Raw genomic sequence first — 22774 nt, 5'->3', positions numbered from 1 at the left:
GCGCTTACATCGCGTCGCCCGCGCTGCTCTTTGCCGTCCAGTCGATCAGCGCATCGACGATGCCGCGGCCGACGCTGTTGTCCATGTTGTCGTGATTGATGATCGCCACGACGATGCACGGTTCGCCGTTCGCATCCGGCACGTAGCCGGCGACGGCGACGCCGTTGCGCAAGGTGCCTGTCTTGATGCGCGCCCGCGTCGCGGCCGTGCTGTCCTTCAGCCGGCGCCGCATCGTGCCGTCGACGCCGACGATCGGCAGGCTGGCCTGGAATTCGGGTGCCCATAACGACTTCTGCGCGGCGCGCAGCACGGCCGCCAGCTGCACCGGCTGCAGCCGCTCGTTGCGCGACAGCCCGGCGCCGTTCTCCAGCACCATGCCGGTGTCGTCGATGTCATGGCGCTTGAACCAGCCGCGCACAACCTGCTCGGCGCGCGCCGCCGTCGATGTCGGCATGCCCGCTTCCTCGCCGCCGCCCGGCGTGCCCTGGCCCCGCGCAGCCATCAGCATCGCGAGGCGCTGGCCGGCCGGCAATGGGCGGCTGCCCAGCACCGGGTCTGGCAGCAGGCTGCCAAGCGTCAGGTACAGCGTGCGCGCGAACGCGTTGTCGGATACCTTCATCGTGTCGCGCACGATCTCCGGCAGCGCGCGCGATGCGTGGAAGGCCAGCAGGCGGCTGCCGTCGCTGTCGGTGCCGGATGCCTGCGGCGCTGGCGCATCCCCGCCCAGCGTGCCCTCGGCCACCGCGGCGGCCGTCAACGTGGAGGTGTGCTCGGCCAGGTCCACGGTGCGGGTGCGGCCGGCGATGGTGCCGCCGAGGCGCTTGAACGTGGCGCGGATCAATCGGTCCGCATAGTCGTCGCGATCGAGTACGTTGACGGCATAGGTCTGCCGGCAGCCGCGCGGGAATGTCCCATGCAGCACGACGGTCAGCGTGCGGCCCGTGCGCACTTGCGTCGGCGGCTGCCAGCCGTCTTCCCAGTTCGCGCAATCGCCATCGATCAGCTTCTGCTCGGAGCGCACCGTCACGCTGTCGAGCTCCGGCAGCGCCGCCGCCTTGACGCCCTTGCCCGTCGCCTCCATGTCGATGCGCAGCATGTTCATGTTGAGCAGCAGCGCATCCGGGATCACGTTGTAGTACGCCTCGGGCGCATCGTCGAACGGCGGCAGGCCCACGTCGGCGCGGGGGGGCTGGAACAGCTGGCGGTCCAGCACCAGGTCGCCGGCGACCTTGCGCACGCCCTGCGCGCGCAGGCGCTCCAGCAGGTGCGTCAGCGTGTCCTCGTTGAAGTCCAGGTCAGCGCCGCCGCGCACGATCAGGTCGCCCTTCAGCGTGCCGTTCACGATGCTGCCCTTGCTGCGCAATTCGGTGCGGGCGCGGAACGCCGGACCCAGCTCCTCCAGCGCGACGACGGCCGTGACGACCTTCATCGTCGACGCGGGCAGCATCGGCTGGTCTTCCTGGTTGGCGACGAGGATCGTGTCACCGCGCATGACCAGTGCGCCGATCGCTTCCTCGGGAATGCCGGCCGCGTGGGCCAGCTGCGCGACCTGGGCCGGCAGCTCGGCATGGGCACCGCAGGGAACGAGGGCGGCCAGCAGTGCGGCCAGCAGCAGCGGGCGAAGTGTCATGACAGATCCTTAACCAAAGAAGACGTAGGCGACGCCGATCGCCGCCAGCACGCCGGCGCAGTCGGCGATCAGGCCGCACGAGATCGCGTAGCGCGTCTTGCGGATGCCGACCGAGCCGAAATACAGCGCGACGATGTAGAACGTGGTGTCGGCCGAACCCTGGAAGATGCAGGCGAGGCGGCCGACGAACGAATCGGGCCCGTAGGTCTTCATCGCATCGATCATCATCGCCTTCGAGCCGCTGCCGGACAGGGGCTTCATCAGCGCAGTCGGCAGCGCCGGCACGAAGTCCGTGTTGAAGCCCAGGCTCGAGACGATCCACTCGAAGCCGCCCACGATGAAGCCGAACACGCCCGCGTTGCGGAACACGCTGATCGCCACCAGCATCGCGACGAGATAGGGTATTACGGTGATCGACGTCTGGATGCCGCCCTTCGCCCCTTCGATGAACGCCTCGTACACGTTGACCTTCTTGCGCATCGCGCCGACGAGGAACACGGTGATCACGCCCATCAGCACGAGATTGCTGACGACTTTCGACACCGTCTCGATCTCGGTCTTCGACAGGTATTGCGTGAAATACCAGATCATCGCGACGATCGCCGCCGTGATGCCACCCATCCAGGACAGCAGCACGCCGTCGAACAGGTTGATGCGCTGGCGGATCGACACGGCGACGATGCCGGCCACGGTGGCGACATAGGTCGCGATCAGGCAGGGGATGAAGATGTCCGACGGGTCGGCCGCGCCCAGGATCGCGCGCTGCGCCATGATCGCCAGCGGGATCAGCGTGAGGCCTGACGTGTGCAGCACGAGGAACATGATCTGCGCATTGCTGGCGGTATCCTTGTCCGGGTTCAGCGTCTGCAGGCTTTCCATCGCCTTCAGGCCGAACGGCGTCGCCGCGTTGTCCAGGCCCAGCAGGTTGGCCGAGAAGTTCATGACCATGTGGCCGGTGGCGGGGTGCTCTTTCGGCACGTCGGGGAAGATGCGCGAGAAGAACGGCGAGATCACCTTGGCGAACCAGCCGATCGCACCGGCCTTCTCGCCGATGTTCATGATGCCCAGCCACAGGGTCATCACGCCGGCCAGCGGCAGCGCGATGTCCATCACGCCGCTGCGCGCCGATTCAAACGTGCCGTCGATGATTTTCTTGAAGATTTCCGTGTCGCCGAGGAAGATCCACTGGGCCAGCGCGGCCGCGAAGCCGACGAGGAAGAAACCGGCCCAGATATAGTTTAAAGACATAGATGAACGCCGCGGATGGAAAAAGCGATTGTGCAGGCAAAGTATAGAGCGCGCGATGAAAGTATACCGGTCGGGCATGCACGAAGGTTATGAGGCTGGCGTGCGCGGGCCCGCTGCTTTATGCTCACGGCACATGAAACGCTTCCGCACAACGCTTGCCGCCCTGCTCCTTGCCGCCGCCTGGCTTGCCGCCGCCTGGCTTGCCGCCCCGGTGGCCGCCGCCGCGCAACCGAAAGTGCTGCACGCGCTGCTGTCCACCGGCGAAACAGGGCTCGATCCAGCAGTTGCATCCGACCTGGCCAGCCTGTCGCTGCTGGAAAACCTGTTCGATCCGATGCTGCGCTACGACTACCTGGCGCGGCCCGTGAAGCTGCGTCCGAACACGCTGGTGGCGATGCCCGAGGTCGACGCGGCCGGCACCACGTGGACGTTCCGCTTGAAGCACGGCATGCTGTTCGCCGCCGATCCGATCTTCGACGGCAAGCGCCGCGAGGTGACGGCCGACGATTACGTCTACACGATCAAGCGCCTGTACGACCCCGCACTGAAGTCGCCATGGCTGTTCCTGTTCGAGGGCAAGCTGGTTGGCGACGAGGCCTGGCGCGACAAATTCAGCTACGCGACGGACATCGCCGGCCTGCGCGCGCTGGACCGCTATACCTTGCAACTGCGGCTGAAGGCGCCCGATCCCAGCCTGCCGTTCTACCTCGCGCTGCCCGCTACCGGTGTCGTCGCACGCGAGGCGGCCGAGCGGTATGGCAGCCAGCTGGGCAACCATCCCGTCGGCAGCGGCCCGTTCGTCATCGGCGAATGGAAGCGCAGCGACCGCATCACGCTGCTGGCCAACCGCGATTACCACGCGCGCTTCCATGCCGAGCAGGTGGCGCCCGGTGACAGCGCCTTGGCCGCGGCGCTGGAAGGCAAGCGGCTGCCGCTGGTGGACCGGGTCGACGTGAAGATCATGGAAGAGTACCAGTCGCGCATGCTGGGCTACCTGAACGGCGAATTCGATTACATCGAGCAGGTGCCGGAATCGATGCGCGACCTGGTGCTGGACCCGGCGTCGCAGCGCCCCGTGCTGCGGCCGGAACTGGCGCGGCGCGGCATGGTGCTCGATCCGTTCCCCGTGCTGCAGACGTACTACATGTGGATGAACATGGCGGACCCCGTCATCGGCGGCTACACGCCCGACAAGGTGGCGCTGCGCCGCGCGATCGCGCTGGCCTACGACAGTGCCGAGGACGTGGCCTTGCTGAAGAAGGGCCTGGCGATCCCCGCGCAGACGCCGCTGCCGCCGAACGTGCTGGGCTACGATCCGGCGTACCGCAGCCCCATCGTCCACAACCTGCCGCTGGCCCGTGCGCTGCTGGACCGCCACGGCTACCGGATCGGCAAGGATGGCTGGCGCACGAAGCCGGACGGCACGCCGCTGCTGCTGACGATGCATAGCGAACCGACGATGGTGGGCCGGCTGCGCGATGAGCTGTGGCGCAAAACGTTCCTGTCGCTGCGGCTGCAGGTCGCGTTCAAGAACGACAAGAAGACGGAGATCATCAAGGCTTCGCGGCTGGGCAAGGTGATGATGTTCGAGACGAACTGGGTGGCCGACTTCCCGGACGGCGACAATTTTTACCAACTGTTGTATGGTGGCAACGTCGGGCGTGCCAACTACGCACGCTTCAACCTGCCGGCATACAACCAGCGCTACGAGACCGCCCGGCGCATGGCGGACAGTCCTGAGCGCACCCGGCTCTACAATGAGATGGCCGACATCCTGCACGCCTATAACCCGTGGGTGCTGCTGACGCACCCGATCTCCGCGGACATCCGGCAACCGTGGCTAAAAAACTACAAGCGCCATCCCGTCGAATTCACGAACTGGCGTTACCTGGACATTGACGCAGCGGGCCGCGACGCGGCCGCTACAATGGCACGTTGAAGGTAAAGCATTCCAAAAAGTTATGGCTGGGCCTGCAATATTCATTGGCTGGCGCGTTTTTTCGCGCGCTAACCTGAATCGGGACAGCGCGGGATAGCGCGGCGCAACGACGCCGCCACCCGTCCAGCTGGCGCCACGTGAAACTCATCGGGAGAGGTTAGTGAAGGTTAAACAGCTGGCGCACATGATTGCGCTGATCGGTGTCGTCGGTCCGGCCGTTGCACAACAGGCCGATCAACCCATGCAGCGCGTGGAAATCACGGGGTCGAGCATCAAGCGCGTCGCCAAGGAAGGCGCGCTGCCGGTGCAGACGATCACGTCCGACGCGATCCAGAAGGCCGGCGTCACGAACGCCGAGGCGCTGCTGCGCCTGATCTCGGCCAACGGCACGGGCGCGGACAATATGACCTCCGGGAACAACGTGTTCGGCGCCGATGCCGACCGTACGTCTGGCGGCGCATCGTTCGCATCGCTGCGCGGGCTGGGCCCGAACGCCACGCTGGTGCTGCTGAACGGCCGCCGGCTGGGCAACAACGGCGGCAGCGGCAAGGCCGTCGACCTGAACTCGATCCCGCTGGCCGCGATCGCCCGCGTCGAAATCCTGAAGGATGGCGCGTCGGCGATCTACGGCACCGATGCGATCGGCGGCGTCGTCAACTTCATCCTGAAGACGGATTACCAGGGCCTGGAAGCGTCGACGACGTTGAACGGCACCGAGGCGGGCGGCGGCATGGAGCGGCGCTACTCGGTGGTGGGCGGCTACGGCGACCTGGAAACGAACGGCTGGAACGTGATGGCCAGCGTGACGCGCGAGGTCAACGACAAGCTGGCCTCCAGCCAGCGCGACTTCGCCAACGGCTACCAGCCGGCGCGCGGCCTGTCGCCGGACACCACCGGCACGCCGTACGCGAACATCCTCACCGGTGCCGGCACGGCGCTGGGCACCGGCTTCAAGATGCCGGGCGACAGCACAACGTACCTGCAAGCGGGCCTGCTCTCCCTGCAAGGCAAGTGCGACTCGATCCCCGGCATGTCGCAATACGCGAGCGAGCTGTGGACGAACGTCACGCCGATCACGCGCACCAGGTACTCGTGCGCGTACGACTACGGCGGCGACTACGTGATGTCGTTCCCCGTCGAGCGCACCACCGGGGTGTCGCGCGGCACGTTCAAGATCAATGCCGACCATCGCGTGTTCGTCGAGCTGCTGGGCTCGCGCACGAAGACGACGGCCGAGCTGACCCCGCTGCAGATTTCGACGAGCCTGGCGAACGGCAACGCGTATCCCGTCAACGGGCCGTACTACCAGGACCTGTCGCCGTACATCGCGTCGTACGACAAGACCAAGCCGATCATCTACAAGTGGCGCGCGGCGCCGTTCGGCAACCGCACGCAGGACATCACGCTCGATAACTACCGCGCCCTCGTCGCACTGGAAGGGACGCTGGCCGGCAAGTACGACTACAAGCTGGGCCTGTCGAAGTCCGGCAGCAAGGCGCGCATGGACCTCGTCGACGGCTACGGCTGGACTGACAAGATCTATGCGGCGCTGGGCAGCGGCATCATCAATCCTTGGGTGGGCCCGGGCCAGTCGCAGACGCAGCAGGCGACGGACCTGATCGCGTCGACCAAATACATGGGCGCGTTCCAGCACGGCCGCACGACGATGACGCAGCTGGACGGCTCCATTTCCGGCGAAGTGTTGCAGCTGCCGGCCGGCGCGCTGTCGCTGGCCGCGGGCTTCGACCTGCGCAGGGAGACGTACGGGTTCGCGCAGGACGTCGATGCGACGAAGATCCTGCTGGCGCCGGGTAACGCGAACCTGGCCGAGGCAACGCGATACGTACGCGCCGTGTATGCCGAAGCGCTGGTGCCGGTGCTGAAGGACCTGGAAGTGCAGCTGGCGATCCGCCGCGACAACTACAGCCTGGTGGGCGCCACGACGAATCCGAAGGTGGCGTTCCGCTACCAGCCGAAGGAGTGGCTGCTGTTCCGCGGCTCGGCCAGCAAGGGCTTCTTGGCGCCGAGCTTCGCGCAGCTGTACGCGGGCCGCCTGTCGCAGGAACTGCCGAACGGCGTGATCGACCAGGAAGGCTGCGCGGCCCACCCGGGCAACCCGGACTTCTGCGCGATCCCGCGCCTCGACTACAACACGGGCGGCAACCCGAACCTGCGGCCGGAAACGTCGAAGCAGGGCACGCTGGGTGTCGTGATCGAGCCGTTCAAGAACTTCTCCGCGTCGCTGGACTGGTGGGCCATCAACATCAAGGACCGCATCCTGAACCGCACGCCGCAGATCGTGCTGCAGAACTGGCAGTACCTGCAGCAGTACATCATCCGCGACCCGAACACCCAGGTGATCGATCACGTGGAAGCCGGCTGGATCAATGCTGCCGGGCTGAAGACGCGCGGCGTCGACGTCGGCCTGCGCTACGACAACGCGTACCAGGGCTACAAGTACACGGCCGTGCTGGACGGCACCTACATGGACAGCTTCAAGTTCGCCGAGTTCGAAGGCCAGCCGTACAAGGAACAGGTCAGCCAGTTCAACACGCGCGACGTGTACCTGCGCTGGAAGCACACGGCCAGCCTGACGGTCGCACGCGGCAATTGGAGCGCGCTGCTGCTGCAACGCTATGCGTCCGGCTACAACGACCAGGTGCCGAACGGCGGCAAGGGCACGCCACCGGCCGGCTTCGATCCGCGCGTGCACCATTACACGAAGTACGACCTGTCGGCCACGTACACGGGATTCCGGAACACGACGATCACCGTCGGCATCCAGAACCTGTTCGACGAAGACCCGCCGTTCACGGCGCACAACGTCGACGAGGTGGTGGGCGCCGGCTGGGATCCGCGCGTGGCCGATCCACGCGGTCGCGCGCTGTCGTTCACCCTGAAGTACAAGTTCTTCTGACCGGGTGACCGATCGGCGCGGCTTCGGCCGCCTCCTCGCTGCCTTCGGCGCCGCCGCGGCCCTGCCCGCGGCGGCGCGCTCGCCTTCCCGCACACCCACCATGCAACTGATCAAACCGCCGCGGCTGCTGCCCGGCGACACCATCGGCCTCGTCACGCCGGCCGGCCAGGTCAGCCAGGCAGCGATCGACAAGGCCGTCGCCAATGCCGAGGCGCTGGGCTTTGCCGTCAAGCTGGGCTGCCACGTGACGGAGGTGTACGGCAATTACGCCGGCCCCTGGCAGCACCGGCTCGAGGACTTGCACGCGATGTTCACGGACCCGGACGTCAAGGCGATCTGGGCGATTCGCGGCGGCTCCGGCGCGATGCAGCTGCTGCCGCATCTCGACTACGCCCTGATCCGACGGCATCCAAAGATCCTCGTCGGCTATTCCGACATCACGGCGCTGCACCTGGCGATCCACCGCCACGCCGGGCTCGTCACGTTCCACGGCCCCGTCGGCATGTCGACGTTGTCCGATTACTCGACGACGCACCTGCTGAACGTGCTGATGCGGCCGGAGGACGAGTACGTGATCCCGATGGCGCTGGAAAACAGCCGTAAGGCCGCGATGGAGCCGGGCAGCGAGCACTATGCGCTGCGTACCGTCGTGCCCGGCACGGCGACGGGCGCGCTGATGGGCGGCAACCTGGCGCTGGTCAGCGCGTTGGCCGGCACGCCGTACGCGGCCGACATCCGCGACAAACTGCTGTTCCTGGAAGAGGTCAACGAGGAACCGTACCGCGTCGACCGAATGATGATGCAGCTGAACCTGAACCTGAACCAGCCGTTCCGCTCCGCAGCCGGCATCATGCTGGGCATCTTTGAAGGCTGCGGCCCGGCGGACGACGGCCCGTCGCTGACGCTGGACGAAACGACGGACCAGCACCTGCGCCCGCTGACCATCCCGGCCGTGACGGGCTGGTCGTTCGGCCACATCCGCCACCAGTTCACCTTGCCGATGGGCATCCGCGCACGGATCGATACGGAGCGGCAGACGGTAACGTTGCTGGAGCCGGCGGTACGCTAGGCGGCTCGTTGTTTGCTAGGTTGCTTACCTGCTTGCTTGCTTGTTTGCTTGCGTTTATTTCGTTTGTTTCGTATGATTCGTATGATTTGTTCATATGCCCTTCATGGAGGATCCGATGTCCAACGCAATCGACCGTTTGGAAAACCAGGAAGACGTCGAGCTCGCAAAGGTAGCGCAGCGTTGCATCGTCAGCGCACTGGATCACTCGCATGCCGTGCAGATCGCACTGGTGCCGGAAGGCGCAGGCGTCGCGTCCGCCCCGTTGCTCAAGCTGCCGCCGAAGGTGTTGCGCCTGTTTGCCGACATGCTGGGCTCGCTGGCGCAAGGCAAAACGATCACGATCATGCCGGAAGAGCTGGAAGTGACGACGCAGGAAGCGGCAACATTCTTGAACGTGTCGCGGCCCCACGTCGTGCGCCTGCTCGAGGAAGGCAAGATTCCCCATCATAAGGTGGGCACCCATCGCCGCATCCGCTTCGAGGACGTGGTCGCCTACAAGGAGGCGCGGCGCCAAGCCTCGCGCACGGCATTGCAGGAACTGGCCGATCAAGCACAAGAGCTCGACCTGGGGTACTGATGGCCGGGTATGCCCGGTACACCGTCGTGCTCGACGCGTGTGTCCTGTATCCAGCGCCGTTGCGCGCAATCCGCCGAAAACCGCCGTTGACCTGATCGCGACATACGAGCAGCAGGCCTGCCGCAAACGTGCGCGGCACTGCGCGACGCCCTGGCGCTGATCTAGTTCCAGCCGAGCGTCAGCCGCAGGCATGCCTCGGTACAATTCCTCCATGCCGATACTGAACCGTAAGGCCGTCACGATCGTGCTCGGCCATCCGCTGCGATTCGCGCTGCAATGCCTGAAGGGCTTTCGCGCGAACCAGGGCCTGCTGCTCGCGGGTGCTGTGGCGTATTACTCGCTGCTGTCGATCGTGCCGCTGCTGATGCTGGTCGTGGTCGCCCTGTCGCACGTCATCGACCCGGCCGAGTTGCTGGAGACGATCGGGCACTACCTCGAGTGGCTGGTGCCGGGGCAGTCGCGCGCGATCGTTGCCGAGGTCGCCCATTTCCTGGAGCATCGCGACCTCGTCGGCTGGTTCCTCGTGCTGACGATGCTGTTCTTCAGCTCGCTCGCGTTCACCGTGCTGGAAAACGCGATGTGCGTGATCTTCATCCATCGCGTCGCGATCCGCCGGCGTCACTACCTGATCTCGGCCGTGCTGCCGTATTGCTACATCCTGTGCCTGGGCATCGGCGCGCTGGTCGTGACCCTGGTGGCCGGCAGCCTGCAGGTGATCGGCGCCGAAAGCGTGCGGCTGTTCGGTATCGACTGGTCGCTGCAGGGGCTGTCCGGCGCGTTGCTGTACATGCTGGGGCTGTCGGGCGAGGTGCTGTTGCTGTCGTCGATCTACATGGTGATGCCGGTGGGGCGCCTGAGCTGGCAGCACGCGCTGATCGGCGGCGTCACCGCGACAGTGTTATGGGAAGTCGCGCGGCACGTACTTGTGTGGTATTTCTCCACATTGTCGCAAGTGAACGTCGTGTACGGTTCGATGACGACGGCGATCGTCGTCATGTTCAGCCTGGAGATCGGCGCGACCTTGCTGCTGTTCGGTGCCCAGGTCATCGCCGAGTACGAGAAGGTGGTGCATGGCGAGCCGGCTTCGACACCGCCGCTGACGACCCCTACGCGGGAGGCAAGGTGATCGTGAAGCGCGCGCCACCCAATGGCGACGTGTCGATCTTCAGCGAGCCGCCATGCAGCGAGACGGCCTTGGCGGCGATCGACAGGCCCAGGCCGAAGCCGCCGGTGCCGCGGTCGCGCGAGCGGTCGAGCCGGTAGAACGGCTCGAATACCTTCTCGCGCTCTTCTTCCGGAATGCCGGGACCGTCGTCGTCGACGGTGATCGACACGGCGCCCAGCTTGCGGGCGGCCGACAGGGCGACCTTGCTGTTTCCATATTTCTGCGCATTGCGCAGCAGGTTGCCGGTGGCACGCATCAGCAGGCGGCAATCGCCGTAATAGGTGCCCATGCCGTCCGGTACCGACACGTCCAGCGACACGGCCGCCGGCGGCAGCGAGTTCGCGCAGCTGCGCAGCGCCTCGGTCAGGTCGAACGTTTCGTAACGCAGCGGCTGGTCGCTGTCCAGCCGCGCCATGCCGAGCAGTTCGTTGACGAGCGACTTCAGCTCCGTCAGGTCGTCCTGCATGCTGCCGATACGCTTTTGCAGCAGCGTGTCGCCTGCGCCGCCCGTCGCCATGTCGTGCAGCAGCTCGAACGCGAATTCGAGGCGGGCGATCGGCGTGCGGATCTCGTGCGACACCGAATGCAGCAGGCCGCGCTGCGATTCCAGCAGCGTTTCGATACGGTCCGCCATGTGATTGATGCGTTCGGCCAGCGGATAGATGCTGTCGCCCGGCTTCATCTGGACCCGCACCTTCAGTTGCCCGGCGCCGAACTTGTCCGCGACGCGCATCAGCACCTGCAGGCCGTGCCAGTGTGACCGCGACCACACGCCGATCGGGATCAGGAGCGCCAGCGCGACGATCAGATAGCGCAGCGCTTCCATTTGCAGCGCCACCTTGATGTCGATCGGCAGGTTTTGCGCGTGGATCGCTTCCTCGTCGCTGCCGATGTATTTATCTCCGGTCAGGTCGACGCGGCGCAGCAGCGATTTATTGGCGATGTCGATCACCACCTCGCCGCGGTCGAACGCCTCGCGATCGCTGCGCGAGAGCTGCTGCCGCGCCACCGAAATCGGGATCAGGTCGAACCGCACGTCGGACACTTCGCGCACCTTGTTCAGCCGGTCGAGCCAGCCGTCGGCGGGGGCCTGGTCCACGTATTGTTCGAGCAGGAAAATCTGCGCGGCAGCCTGGTTGCGGGCGATGTTTTCCAGCGGGTCGCCGAACAGCCTGTTGATGGTGAAGTACACGATGAAGGCCGCCACGCTGATCGACAGCATCACCAGGATGACGAGGCGGAAAAACAGGCGGTTCATGTTGCCATTGTATAAGAATCAATGCCGACAAAACCTGTTCAGACAAATTTATGACAAAAAGCAGACATGTGTCGGAGGACTGCGGGAATCGCGCTGTCTAACATGGCAACTCTTGTTTCCAGGAGCTAGCGATGCGCCTATCCGAATCCGCGATCCACGCTATCCGTGCCGTCTTCGCTCGCAGCCCTTGGCGCAGCAAAGCGATCATGGTGCCCCCAGCGCAGCTGCGCGGGCGAGTGTGGTGAATGCTCCCGATGCGGCTGATGCAGGGCGACAGCGTTTCTTGACGTAGTTCAACGATTGCGTGGCAAGCAATATAAAATGGGAGGCATTCGATCTCCAGAATGCAAACATGTACAAGTTACTCGTGCTTGCCCTGGCGGGCATGTGTGGCGCGGCCCATGCGCAAACGCCCTCCACGAACCCCATGCCTGACGGCAGCCGCGACATGTACGTTGGACTGGGCGCGCAGTACACAGCGCGCTACGAAGGCGCACGCGAGCGTCGCACGACGGCGCTGCCGATGCTCCAGATCGAATGGAGCAACGGCGTGTTTGTTTCCGGACTGAGCGCCGGCATGCATCTGTCGAGCTCGCCGCGCGTCGAATACGGTCCGATGATCGCGCTGAACGCGGGGCGGGATGCGTCCGGCACGAGGATGTACCGGCTGGGCTCCGTGAGCGAAGCTTCCGGGGACCCGGGCGGACCGGCAACGTGGTTGCCGCCGCCGGTGGACACCGGGCCCGTCGACATTGGCGAACCGAAGGACGATGGCGGCTCACCGCCGGACGCGCCGGTGAACCGCCTGGACGGCATGACGAATATCGAACCGCGTCTCGTGTACGGCGGCTTCGCGAACTTTTACCTGACGCCGAAGCTGCGGCTGACGACGACGACGCTGTACGGCGCGGGCAATGACCGCCGCGGCCTGCGCATGTACGTGGCGCTGCAGCACATCGCGCAGGAGATTGCGCCGCATCACACGCTGTCGCTGGCGGCCGGTGTTACCGTCGTGAACCGCGCGTACAACATGGCCTATTTCGGCGTGACGCGCGAGGAAGCCGACTTCCACCGCATCAACCCGGAGTACGCGCCGGATGGCGGTATTGCGGATGTACGGGTCGGCGCGCGCTGGAATTGGGGGCTGTCGCCGGCGTGGATGATCACGTCCGGCGTGCAGGCGAACCGGCTCGTCGGTGATGCAAGGAAAAGCCCGCTCGTGGAGCGGCCGACCAATCTTTCCGTTACGACGGCGCTGGCTTACCGCTTCTGACGATGGCCACGATCCGCTCCTTTGCCGCGCGTTTGCCTCTCGTCCTCGCCTTGTGCGCGGGCGCGGATGGTTGCGTGGCACAGGTCCAGGCGCCGGGGCAGGCCCAGGAAGGGGGATGGGTCAGCTACCGGGAAGCCTACCGGGCGATGGTCACGTTCGCGAAATACGGCAAGGCCAAGAATTTTTTGCAGAACCACTACCAGGTGGCGCCGAAGGAACCCGGGCAGTCGCTGGACGGATTGCGGCTGACGTTGTCGGGCCGCACGACGCAGTTGAACCTGCCGTTGGACCCGACCGGGCGCACCACGTTCCCGTTGTTGAAGGCCGCGTATGACGAGAACGCGATGCTGGTGCTGAACCGCAAGATCAGCCAGTTTACGTTCCAGCCGCGGCTGTCGATCATTCCCCGTGTGGATGGCGTGTACGAGAGCGCCGACCTGCGCGCCGCGTGCGACCAGGCGTTGCAGTACCTGCGGTATACGGATGCGGCCTATAACGGCCGGTTTTGCGCGGGCGTGCGCTTCGCGTTCATGCCGAAAAGCGACGCAGCGGTGCGCATCCGCGAGCCGCTGCGGGAAGTGACCTTGCCGGCCACCGAAGGCGCCGCGTTCGACGGCGACGCGAACACGGGCTTTCGGATCATGGTGTACCGCTTCGCCGAGTGGCCGGAGCGGGTGCAGGTAATCAGCCAGAACGCGCCGGTCGCGATCGCACCCGTCATCGAGTGAGCGGGTCGCGTCGTCACTGAATTCAACCGAACCAAGCCGAACTAAGCCAAACCAAGCCGATTCAAGCGCTCCAGGCGGAGGGCGAGAACAGGTACCCTTCGCCCCATACCGTCTTGATCTTTTCCGATTCCGTATCGTCGAACTTGCGGCGCAGCTTCGAGATGCTGTTGTCGATGCTGCGGTCCAGGCCGTCGAACTCGATGCCGCGCATCTTCTTCAACAGCGCATCGCGCGACAGCACGGTACCGGCCGATTCCGCCAGCACCAGCAGCAGCTTGTATTCGGTATTACTCAGTACACAAGGTTCGCCGCGCCACGTGACGGTGCGGTCGCTCGTCGCGATCGACAGTGAGCCGAACGTCAGCATGTCGTTCGCCGGCTTGCCTTGCGCCCGGCGCAGCAGCGCCCGCAGGCGCGCCAGCAACACGCGCGGCTGTACGGGCTTGTTGATGAAATCGTCCGCGCCTTGTTCCAGCAGCGACACTTCGTCGTAGGAATCTTCGCGCGCTGTCATGATCAGGATCGGCACCTTCGTGATGTCGCGCAACTGGCGGCACACGAGCATGCCGTCGAGGCCGGGCAACATCAGGTCCAGCACCACGATGTCGGGAGGGTTCGCCTTGAAGCGCGCCACGGCCTCGTCGCCGCGGCCGACCACGTCCACCTTGAACTCATAGCCCGCCAGATACTCGGTGACCAGATCGGCCAGCCGGGTATCGTCTTCCACCAGCATCACTCGATACATAGCAAATCTCCTTGCTGTCTATTGTATAAGAGCAATGGCAAAAATAGATCATTTGGCACGTGGCGAGTACAAAACCATACAGTTTCGTGACATGTCACAAGGCCCGGGCGATCAGCAGCTTCTGGATGTCCGACGTTCCCTCGTAGATCTGGCAGACGCGCACGTCGCGGTAGATCCGTTCGACCGGGAAATCGGACACGTAGCCATAGCCACCGTGCACCTGGATCGCATCGGAGCAAACGCGCTCGGCCATCTCGGACGCGAACAGCTTGGCCATTGCCGCCTCCTTCAGGCAGGGCAGGCCGGCGTCCTTCATCGATGCCGCGTGCAGGATCAACTGGCGCGCCGCTTCGATCTGGGTTGCCATCTCGGAGAGTTTGAATTGTACCGACTGGTGCTGGAAGATTGGTTGTCCGAATGTCTCACGATCTTTCGCATAAGCGAGCGCAGCCTCGAAAGCGGCGCGTGCCATGCCGACCGATTGCGATGCGATGCCGATGCGTCCGCCTTCCAGCCCGGACAGTGCAATCTTGTAGCCCATACCCTCCTCACCGATCAGATTTTGGGCCGGAATGCGGCAATTGTCGAACACAATCTGCGCGGTGTCCGACGAGTGCTGGCCCATCTTCTGCTCCAGGCCGGCAACGACGTAGCCGGGCGTCGTGGTCGGCACCCAGAACGCGCTGATGCCTTTCTTGCCGGCCGCCTTGTCGGTCACGGCCATGACGATCGCCACGTCGGCGTACTTGCCGGACGTGATGAATTGCTTGACGCCGTTGATCACGTAATGGTCGCCGTCGCGGGTGGCGGTCGTGCGCAGTGCCGCCGCATCGCTGCCTGTATGCGGTTCGGTCAGGCAGAACGCGCCCAGCATCGCGCCGCTGGCCAAAGGCTTCAGCCACTGCTCCTTCTGGCGCGCGTTGGCGTACATCATCGCGATGCTGCAGACGGGGCAGTTGTTGACCGAGATGACCGTCGACGTGCCGCCGTCGCCCGCCGCGATCTCTTCCAGCACGAGCGCGAGCGACACATAGTCGAGCCCGGCGCCGCCGAACTCCTCCGGCACAGCGACGCCAAAGGCACCCAGCGCCGCCAGCTCGCGCAGCTCGTCCTTCGGGAAGTGATGTTCCCGATCCCACTTCGCCGCCTGCGGCGCCAGCCGTTCCTGCGCAAACGTGCGCAGCGCATCGCGGATCATCTGATGTTCTTCGCTCAGTACCATTGTCTCTCTCGTTCTCTCTGTTGTTCAGCCCGTGTCCACCTTGGGGTCAACCCCGAAATCGGACACGAGTTCAGCAATGCTGCAGCTGAGATCGTGTCCAAAAACGGGGTTGACCCCACGGTGGACACGGGCTCGGCTGTAGTGGGATCACCAACCGATCGGCGTGCCGTCGTAGTTGACGAACACGGCCTTGTCGGATGGTGGCAGCGCGGCCAGCGTGGCGCGGATGCCGGCGGCGCTGTCGGCCGGCATCAGGTCGGCGCTGCCGCCACCCATGTCCGTGCGCACCCAGCCCGGATGCAGCGCGACACAGGTGGCGCCCTGGTGGCCGAACGTCAGCGCCGTGTCCACCAGCACCGAGTTCAGCGCCGCCTTGCTGGCGCGGTACAGCGAGCCGATCGCACTGTGGCGTTCGCTAAGCGAGCCCATGCGCGAAGACATCACGGCCAGCTTGCCCCGTGCGGCGGCGACCAGCGGTGCGACGATCGGCAGCAGCCGCATCGCCGACAGCACGTTCGTGTGCATCACGTTGTCGAAGTCCGCCTGGACCGGGAACCCGTCATGGCGCGGGCCGTACACGCCCGCGTTCAGGATCGCCACGTCCAGGTGCTCGCCATCCAGTTTCCAGCCGAGGCCCGCCACGGCCTCGACGTTGTTCACGTCCAGCACGTGCACCTCGGCCCCGAGGGCGGCCAGCGCGTCGCAATCGGCCTGCTGGCGGGCGGTGGCGATCACGCGCCAGCCGTCCCGCAGGTATTGCCGAACCAGCTCATGGCCGATGCCCCGCGAGGCGCCGATGATCAGGGCCGCCGCCATTACACCAGCTCGATGCCAACGGCCGTCGCTTCGCCGCCGCCGATGCACAGCGCAGCGACGCCGCGCTTGGCGCCGCGGTCCTTCAGCGCGCCCAGCAGCGTGACGATGATACGCGCGCCGGATGCGCCGATCGGGTGGCCCAGCGCGCAGGCGCCGCCATGCACGTTCACCTTCGCGTGCGGGATGTCCAGCTCGTGCATCGCCGCCATCGGCACCGCCGCGAACGCTTCGTTAATCTCGAACAGGTCCACGTCCGATGCCTTCCAGCCGTTCTTGTCCAGCAGCTTCCTGATTGCGCCGACGGGCGCCGTCGTGAATTCGTTCGGGGCCAGCGCATTGGTCGCGTGGCCCACCATCTTCGCAATGATCGGCGCGCCCAGTTTCTTCGCCGTCGATTCGCGCATCATCACCAGCGCGGCGGCACCGTCGTTGATCGACGACGACGACGCGGCCGTGATCGTGCCGTCCTTCTTGAACGCGGGCTTCAGCGCCGGGATCTTGTCCAGCTTGGCCTTTTGCGGGCCTTCGTCCTTGTCGATGACGACGTCGCCGCCGCGGCCGGACACGGTGACCGGTGCGATCTCCCACGCGAACTTGCCGCCGTTCGATGCCGCCTGGGCGCGCTTGACGGACTCGATCGCGAAGGCATCCTGCTGCTCGCGCGTGAAGCTGTACTTCGTCGCGCATTCTTCCGCGAACGTGCCCATCGAGCGGCCGCCGCCGGACTTTTCATCCTTGCTGTAGGCATCCTCGAGGCCGTCCAGCATCATGTGGTCGAACATCATGCCGTGGCCGATGCGGTAGCCGCCGCGCGCCTTCGGAATCAGGTAAGGGGCGTTGGTCATCGACTCCATGCCGCCGGCGATGACGACGTCCGCGCTGCCCGCCACCAGCTGGTCGTGCGCGAAGATCGCCGCCTGCATCGCCGAGCCGCACATCTTCGACAACGTGACGGCGCCGGTCGACGTCGGCAGGCCCGCTTTCAGCAATGCCTGGCGCGCCGGGGCTTGGCCCTGGCCGGCCATCAGGCAGTTGCCGAAGTAGACGTGTTCGACGAGCTCCGGCTGGATGCCGGCCCGCTCGACGGCGGCCTTGATCGCGACGGCGCCGAGGTCGTTCGCGGACAGGCTGGAAAAGTCGCCCTGGAAGGCGCCCATCGGGGTACGGGCGGCGCCGACGATTACGATAGGATCATTCATTTTCAATAGTCTCCAGTGAGGGCGGCGCCGCTGCGGGCGCCACGGTTTGATGACAAAAGCGGATGGCTTGGGGATAGGGGAACACGTCCTCGATGAAGCCATCCAGTATGCGCTGCTTGTGTTCCTGCCACCAGGCGGCCGTCAACAGCTCGCCGTGGTGGTGCATGAAGTGCCGGCGGATCTTTGGATTACCCAGCAGGAACTGACCGAACTGTTCGGGGAAAACGTCGTGCTTGCCGACGGGGTACCACGGTTCGGACGACATCTCGTCCTCCTCGTTGCGGGCCGGCGGGATCACGCGGAACTGGCAGTCCGTCACGTACTCGATCTCGTCGTAGTCGTAGAACACGACGCGGCGGTTGCGCGTGACGCCGAAGTTCTTGTACAGCATGTCGCCGGGGAAGATATTGGCAGCGACCAGGTCGCGGATCGCGTTGCCGTACTCGACGATGCCATGCTCGAGTGCCGCATCGTCGCCGGCCTGTTCCGCCTGCATCAGCCACAGGTTCAGCGGCGTCATCCGGCGCTCGATGTACAGGTGCTTGACGATAATCTGCTCGCCATCCTCCTCGACGAGCGACGGCGCGTGCTGCTTCAGCTCGGCCACCAGCTCTTCCGAGAAACGCGCCCGGGGAAATGCGACGTTCGAGTATTCCAGCGTGTCCGCCATCCGGCCGACGCGGTCGTGCAGCTTCACGAGCAGGTATTTTTCCTTGACCTGCGCGCGCGTCGTGTCCTTCGGCGGCGGGAAAAAATCCTTGATCACCTTGAACACGTAGGGGAACGACGGCAGCGTGAACACCAGCATCACGAGCCCGCGGATGCCTGGCGCAATCTCGAACAGGTCGGACGAGTGTTTCAAGTGTTGCAGGTAATCGCGGTAGAACGCCGTCTTGCCCTGTTTCTGCAGGCCCAGCACCGTGTACAGCTCGCTGCGCGGCTTGCGCGGCAGGATGGAGCGCAGGAACTGCACGTAGGCGGACGGCACTTCCATATCCACCATGAAGTAGGCGCGCGTGAACGAGAACAGGATCTCGACCTGCTCGCGTTCCGTCAGCACGGTGTCGAGCACGAGCTGGCCGTGGCGGTTGTGCAGGATCGGCACGACGAATGCCAACTCCTGCTCGCCGTTGATCGCCTTGCCGACAATGTAAGCGCCCTTGTTACGGAAGAAGAGGCTCGACAGGATCTGGAATTGCGCGTTCGGCGCCAGATCGCCGAAGAAGGGCGCAAGCCGCTGCTCGACCAGGGCCACGTCGCGGCTGAGGTTGGCGAACTTGGCGTCCAGCTGGAAGTTCGTGACGATCCGCCGCAGCGTGAACGTCATGCCGTCCACCGCGGGATAGTAGACGCGGTAAGTGGGCGCCAGCTCCTCCGTCTCGATGTATTCGGTGGAGACGACGGGGCGCACGAAGATGAACTCGTTGTGGAAATAGCTGCGGTGCAGGATGTTGCAGCAGACGGAGTTGAAGAACGTCTCCGCCAGTTCCGGCCGCTTGTGCCCCGCCAGCATGCCGATGTAATGGAGCTTCAGCTCGCGCCAGACGGCGTCGGACAGGTCGTCGGGAGCGTATTCGTCCTCCAGCTGGTGCACGCACTCCTGCACGCGGCGGTCGTAAAAGCCGATCCGCTCGCGCGCCGCCGCCTGCGCCACGGCCCACTCGCCCCGCTCGAAGTAGCGCTTGGCATCCTGGCTGGCCTGGCGGAACAGCCGGTAATGCTTGTCGAAGCCGTCGAGGATCGTGCGCGCGATATCGAACGCGATCTGCGAGGACAGCAGTTTCGGGAAGGCGGGCTGGGTCATGGATTTGGCCACAATGGCTGAGCTTGTGTCCCTCTGGGGTCAACCCCAGCAGGACACGAACCCTGCCGTAATACCGCCGAGCTTGTGTCCTGTCCGGGTCTGACCCCAGATGCTAGGAAAAAGGACACGGCCTCGGCCGTTATCTCCTCAGGTTACGCCGTTTCCGCAAACAGTTCACGCCCGATCAGCATCCGGCGGATCTCGCTGGTACCCGCGCCGATTTCGTAGAGCTTCGCGTCGCGCCACAGCCGGCCGACCGGGTATTCGTTGATGTAGCCGTTGCCGCCCAGCGCCTGGATCGCCTCGCCGGCCATCCACGTCGCCTTCTCGGCGCTGTACAGGATCGCGCCGGCCGCGTCCTTGCGCAGCGCGCGCACCTGCTCGGGCGAAGTGGCGCGGTCGCACGCCTGGCCGACGGCATACACGTAGGCCTTGCAGGCCATCATCGTCGAGTACATGTCAGCCAGCTTGCCTTGCATCAGCTGGAATTCGCCGATCGGCTGGCCGAACTGCTTGCGGTCGTGGATGTACGGGACGACGACGTCCATGCACGCCTGCATGATGCCCAGCGGGCCGCCGGACAGCACGGTGCGTTCGAAGTCCAGGCCGGACATCAGCACGTTGACGCCCTTGCCCACGCCGCCCAGCACGTTTTCCACCGGCACCTCGCAATCCTCGAACACGAGTTCGCCCGTGTGGGAGCCGCGCATGCCCAGCTTGTCCAGCTTCTGCGCGATCGAAAAGCCCTTGAAGCCTTTCTCGATCAGGAATGCCGTCATGCCGCGCGGTCCCGCTTCGATGTCCGTCTTCGCGTAGACGACGAGCGTATCCGCATCCGGGCCGTTCGTGATCCACATCTTGGTGCCGTTCAGCACGTAGCGGTCGCCCTTCAGGTCGGCGCGCAGCTTCATGCTGACGACGTCAGAGCCCGCGTTCGGTTCCGACATCGCCAGCGCGCCCACGTGTTCGCCCGAGATCAGCTTCGGCAGGTATTTGCGCTTTTGCTCGTCGGTGCCGTTGCGCTTGATCTGGTTGACGCACAGGTTCGAGTGCGCCCCGTACGACAGGCCCACCGATGCCGACGCCCGCGAAATCTCTTCCATCGCGACGATATGGGCCAAGTAGCCCAGGTTGGCACCGCCGTATTCCTCGCCGACGGTGATGCCCAGCACGCCCAGTTCACCCATCTTGCGCCACAGGTCCATCGGGAACTGGTCGGTACGGTCGATCTCGGCCGCCCGCGGGGCGATTTCCGCCGCGGCGAATTGCTGGACGGCTTCGCGCAGCGCGGCGATGTCCTCGCCGTGGTCAAAGGTCAGGCCTGGGAGATGCAGCATGTCTTCCTCGTCTTCTCGTGAATTATGGGTAATGGTGCCGGATTACGTTAACGTAAACGTAAAGCGCGGTCCAGGCAAGGGCCTTGTGGCCCTGCCGCGGTCAGGCCGCGGACGCCGGCCGCTCGGCCAGCGCAGCCAGCAGCCGCTTGCATTCCTCTTCGTGGGCGGCGATCTCCGACAGCGACATCTCGATGTCCTCGCGCTGCTGTTCCAGCGTTTCGCGATGCTGCGCGAGCACCGACAGGAAGCGGTGCATCTGCGCCTCGGTGTCCTTCGGCGACTCGTACATGTCCACGAGGCTCTTGATCTCGGACAGCGACAGGCCCAGGCGCTTGCCGCGCAGCGTCAGTTTCAGGCGGGTGCGGTCGCGCGGCGTGTACACCCGGTTGCGCCCGCCCGCGCCCTCGCGCGACGGCGCCAGGATGCCCTGGTCTTCATAAAAGCGGATGGCGCGTGGGGTGATGTCGAACTCGCGTGCCAGTTCGGTGATGGTATAGGTCGGCATGGCTTACAATGAACACTTCCGTTTACGTAACGTCAACCACATTGTAGCGCACGATGAACCCGCTCGAATCCCAACTTCACTACCCGTTCGGCGACACCGTGCCGCTGCCGGGCGACGTGGTGGACGTCACCCCGGGCCTGCGCTGGCTGCGCCTGCCGCTGCCGTTCGCGCTCGACCACATCAACCTGTGGCTGCTGGACGACGGCGAGGGCTACACGGTGGTCGACTGCGGCGCGGGCACCGATGAGAGCCGGGCAGCCTGGGAGCAGGTGATGGCGCAGCATTTCCACGGCAAGCCGTTGTGCCGCGTGCTCGTCACGCACTGCCACCCGGACCACGTCGGCCTGGCGGACTGGTTGTGCAGACGCTGGCAGGCGCCGCTGGCGATGACGGCAGGCGAGTTCGGTTTCGCGCGGATGATGGCGGCCGCGCTGCCCGGTGTCGACGGCACGGCTGCGTTGCCGCACTTCCAGCGCCACGGTCTTGTCGACCCGGACATGCTGGACAAGATGGCCAGCCGCAAGAACTACTACCCGACCCTGGTGCCGTCCGTCCCCCAGGCCTACCACCGCTTGCAGGATGGCCAGCTGGTCGCCATCGGCGGCCACGACTGGCGCGTGATCGCGGGGTTCGGTCATTCGCCGGAACATGCGGCGCTGTACTGCGCGGCACGCAACGTGCTGATTTCCGGCGACATGGTGTTGCCGCGCATTTCCACCAATGTGTCAGTGTTCGCGGTCGAGCCGGAAGGCAACCCGTTGCAGCAATACCTCGATTCGCTCGAGCGCTACGCGGACTTGCCGGACGACGTGCTCGTCCTGCCCGCCCACGGCAAGCCGTTCCGCGGCCTGCACATCCGCATCGGCCAGTTGCGCGAACACCACGCCGCGCGGCTCGACGAAGTCGTCGCCGCCTGCGCGGAACCGCGTTCGGCCGCCGACATCGTGCCGCTGATGTTCCGCCGGCCGCTCGACGCCCACATGCTCAGCTTTGCGCTGGGTGAGGCGCTCGCTCATCTGCACAAATTGTGGCGCGACGGTATCGTGCGCCGGGAAACCGGCAATGACGGCATCATACGTTTTCGTACCGCTCGATGACCAAGTAGCGGTAACCACTGGGACGCACAGAGCAAGGGGCACGTTGGTACCACCCCCTGGTTCTTGCCGTCCCTGTTGTTGCATGAATTACAACACATGTGTCCGCTGCAGCAAGGATTCACCCGGTTGCAGTGTCTTAAAGATGCATGAAAAAAGACAGTTTTAGGCTGGCGGGAGTGATTGATTGGAGGTTAAAATGTTAATTTTGACCTACCCAATTTGTCACAATCGGTCTGAGCACGCTT

General features: G+C 65.0%; 18 protein-coding genes. 8 read left to right on the top strand and 10 right to left on the bottom strand.

Features of this window, described 5'->3' with window-relative positions; all coding sequences use genetic code 11:
- Positions 1 to 4: 4 nt before the first annotated feature.
- Both dacB and IP92_RS25135 read right to left on the bottom strand, forming a co-directional pair.
- The gene (gene dacB, locus IP92_RS25140; RefSeq protein ID WP_145880467.1) at positions 5 to 1630 is read right to left on the bottom strand and encodes a D-alanyl-D-alanine carboxypeptidase/D-alanyl-D-alanine endopeptidase; all 1626 of its coding nucleotides are present in this window, start codon (positions 1628 to 1630) and stop codon (positions 5 to 7) included.
- Positions 1631 to 1639: 9 nt separating this feature from the next.
- Positions 1640 to 2878 (bottom strand): spore maturation protein, encoded by a 1239-nt coding sequence (locus tag IP92_RS25135; protein ID WP_145880465.1) that lies wholly within the window; start codon positions 2876 to 2878, stop codon positions 1640 to 1642.
- A gap of 133 nt (positions 2879 to 3011) precedes the next feature.
- Between IP92_RS25135 and IP92_RS25130 the strand changes: the two genes are divergently transcribed.
- The 5 genes from IP92_RS25130 (at position 3012) to IP92_RS25110 (ending at position 10506) form a co-directional block, all read left to right on the top strand.
- Positions 3012 to 4817 (top strand): ABC transporter substrate-binding protein, encoded by a 1806-nt coding sequence (locus tag IP92_RS25130; RefSeq protein WP_145880463.1) that lies wholly within the window; start codon positions 3012 to 3014, stop codon positions 4815 to 4817.
- Between the two features lie 160 nt (positions 4818 to 4977).
- A complete protein-coding gene (locus IP92_RS25125; RefSeq protein WP_145880461.1) occupies positions 4978 to 7734 on the top strand; it encodes a TonB-dependent receptor in 2757 nt (918 codons plus the stop codon).
- Positions 7735 to 7834: 100 nt separating this feature from the next.
- Positions 7835 to 8803 carry a S66 peptidase family protein gene (locus IP92_RS25120; RefSeq protein ID WP_145880459.1) on the top strand — a complete coding sequence of 323 codons (969 nt, stop codon included), beginning with the start codon at positions 7835 to 7837 and terminating at the stop codon, positions 8801 to 8803.
- Positions 8804 to 8918: 115 nt separating this feature from the next.
- Positions 8919 to 9380 (top strand): helix-turn-helix domain-containing protein, encoded by a 462-nt coding sequence (locus IP92_RS25115; RefSeq protein WP_199271777.1) that lies wholly within the window; start codon positions 8919 to 8921, stop codon positions 9378 to 9380.
- Between the two features lie 211 nt (positions 9381 to 9591).
- The gene (locus tag IP92_RS25110) at positions 9592 to 10506 is read left to right on the top strand and encodes a YihY/virulence factor BrkB family protein (protein ID WP_145880457.1); all 915 of its coding nucleotides are present in this window, start codon (positions 9592 to 9594) and stop codon (positions 10504 to 10506) included.
- Here IP92_RS25110 and IP92_RS25105 read toward each other — a convergent pair.
- On the bottom strand, positions 10487 to 11803 hold the full coding sequence (locus IP92_RS25105; protein ID WP_145880455.1) for an ATP-binding protein: 1317 nt from the start codon (positions 11801 to 11803) through the stop codon (positions 10487 to 10489). The genes IP92_RS25110 and IP92_RS25105 overlap by 20 nt on opposite strands.
- Before the next feature lie 352 nt (positions 11804 to 12155).
- Between IP92_RS25105 and IP92_RS25100 the strand changes: the two genes are divergently transcribed.
- Both IP92_RS25100 and IP92_RS25095 read left to right on the top strand, forming a co-directional pair.
- Positions 12156 to 13076 carry a MipA/OmpV family protein gene (locus tag IP92_RS25100; protein ID WP_145880453.1) on the top strand — a complete coding sequence of 307 codons (921 nt, stop codon included), beginning with the start codon at positions 12156 to 12158 and terminating at the stop codon, positions 13074 to 13076.
- A gap of 74 nt (positions 13077 to 13150) precedes the next feature.
- The gene (locus IP92_RS25095) at positions 13151 to 13804 is read left to right on the top strand and encodes a hypothetical protein (RefSeq protein WP_229418962.1); all 654 of its coding nucleotides are present in this window, start codon (positions 13151 to 13153) and stop codon (positions 13802 to 13804) included.
- Positions 13805 to 13865: 61 nt separating this feature from the next.
- On the opposite strand, the gene IP92_RS25090 is transcribed toward IP92_RS25095, so the two are convergent.
- From IP92_RS25090 to IP92_RS25060, 7 genes are all read right to left on the bottom strand, one after another.
- Complete coding sequence (locus IP92_RS25090; RefSeq protein ID WP_145880451.1) at positions 13866 to 14549, bottom strand: response regulator; 684 nt, start codon at positions 14547 to 14549, stop codon at positions 13866 to 13868.
- A gap of 94 nt (positions 14550 to 14643) precedes the next feature.
- Positions 14644 to 15771 (bottom strand): acyl-CoA dehydrogenase family protein, encoded by a 1128-nt coding sequence (locus tag IP92_RS25085; protein ID WP_145880449.1) that lies wholly within the window; start codon positions 15769 to 15771, stop codon positions 14644 to 14646.
- A 147-nt stretch (positions 15772 to 15918) separates the two neighbouring features.
- Positions 15919 to 16587, bottom strand: coding sequence for an SDR family oxidoreductase (locus IP92_RS25080; RefSeq protein WP_145880448.1), 669 nt, complete (start codon positions 16585 to 16587; stop codon positions 15919 to 15921).
- On the bottom strand, positions 16587 to 17786 hold the full coding sequence (locus tag IP92_RS25075; protein WP_145880446.1) for an acetyl-CoA C-acetyltransferase: 1200 nt from the start codon (positions 17784 to 17786) through the stop codon (positions 16587 to 16589). The genes IP92_RS25080 and IP92_RS25075 overlap by 1 nt, the downstream gene beginning before the upstream one ends.
- Entirely contained in the window at positions 17779 to 19590 is a 1812-nt protein-coding gene (aceK, locus tag IP92_RS25070; protein ID WP_145880444.1) for a bifunctional isocitrate dehydrogenase kinase/phosphatase, read from the bottom strand. Before aceK ends, IP92_RS25075 begins: the two co-directional genes overlap by 8 nt.
- Positions 19591 to 19742: 152 nt before the next feature.
- Complete coding sequence (locus IP92_RS25065) at positions 19743 to 20927, bottom strand: isovaleryl-CoA dehydrogenase (protein WP_145880442.1); 1185 nt, start codon at positions 20925 to 20927, stop codon at positions 19743 to 19745.
- Positions 20928 to 21027: 100 nt separating this feature from the next.
- Positions 21028 to 21432, bottom strand: coding sequence for a MerR family transcriptional regulator (locus IP92_RS25060; RefSeq protein ID WP_145880441.1), 405 nt, complete (start codon positions 21430 to 21432; stop codon positions 21028 to 21030).
- Between the two features lie 53 nt (positions 21433 to 21485).
- On the opposite strand from IP92_RS25060, the gene IP92_RS25055 reads away from it, so the two are divergent.
- The gene (locus IP92_RS25055; RefSeq protein WP_145880439.1) at positions 21486 to 22529 is read left to right on the top strand and encodes an MBL fold metallo-hydrolase; all 1044 of its coding nucleotides are present in this window, start codon (positions 21486 to 21488) and stop codon (positions 22527 to 22529) included.
- Positions 22530 to 22774: the final 245 nt, after the last annotated feature.

This window comes from Pseudoduganella flava, from assembly GCF_007830495.1.
Classification (GTDB): Bacteria; Pseudomonadota; Gammaproteobacteria; order Burkholderiales; family Burkholderiaceae_D; genus Rugamonas; species Rugamonas flava.
This window is presented reverse-complemented; position numbering and strand designations above follow the sequence as displayed.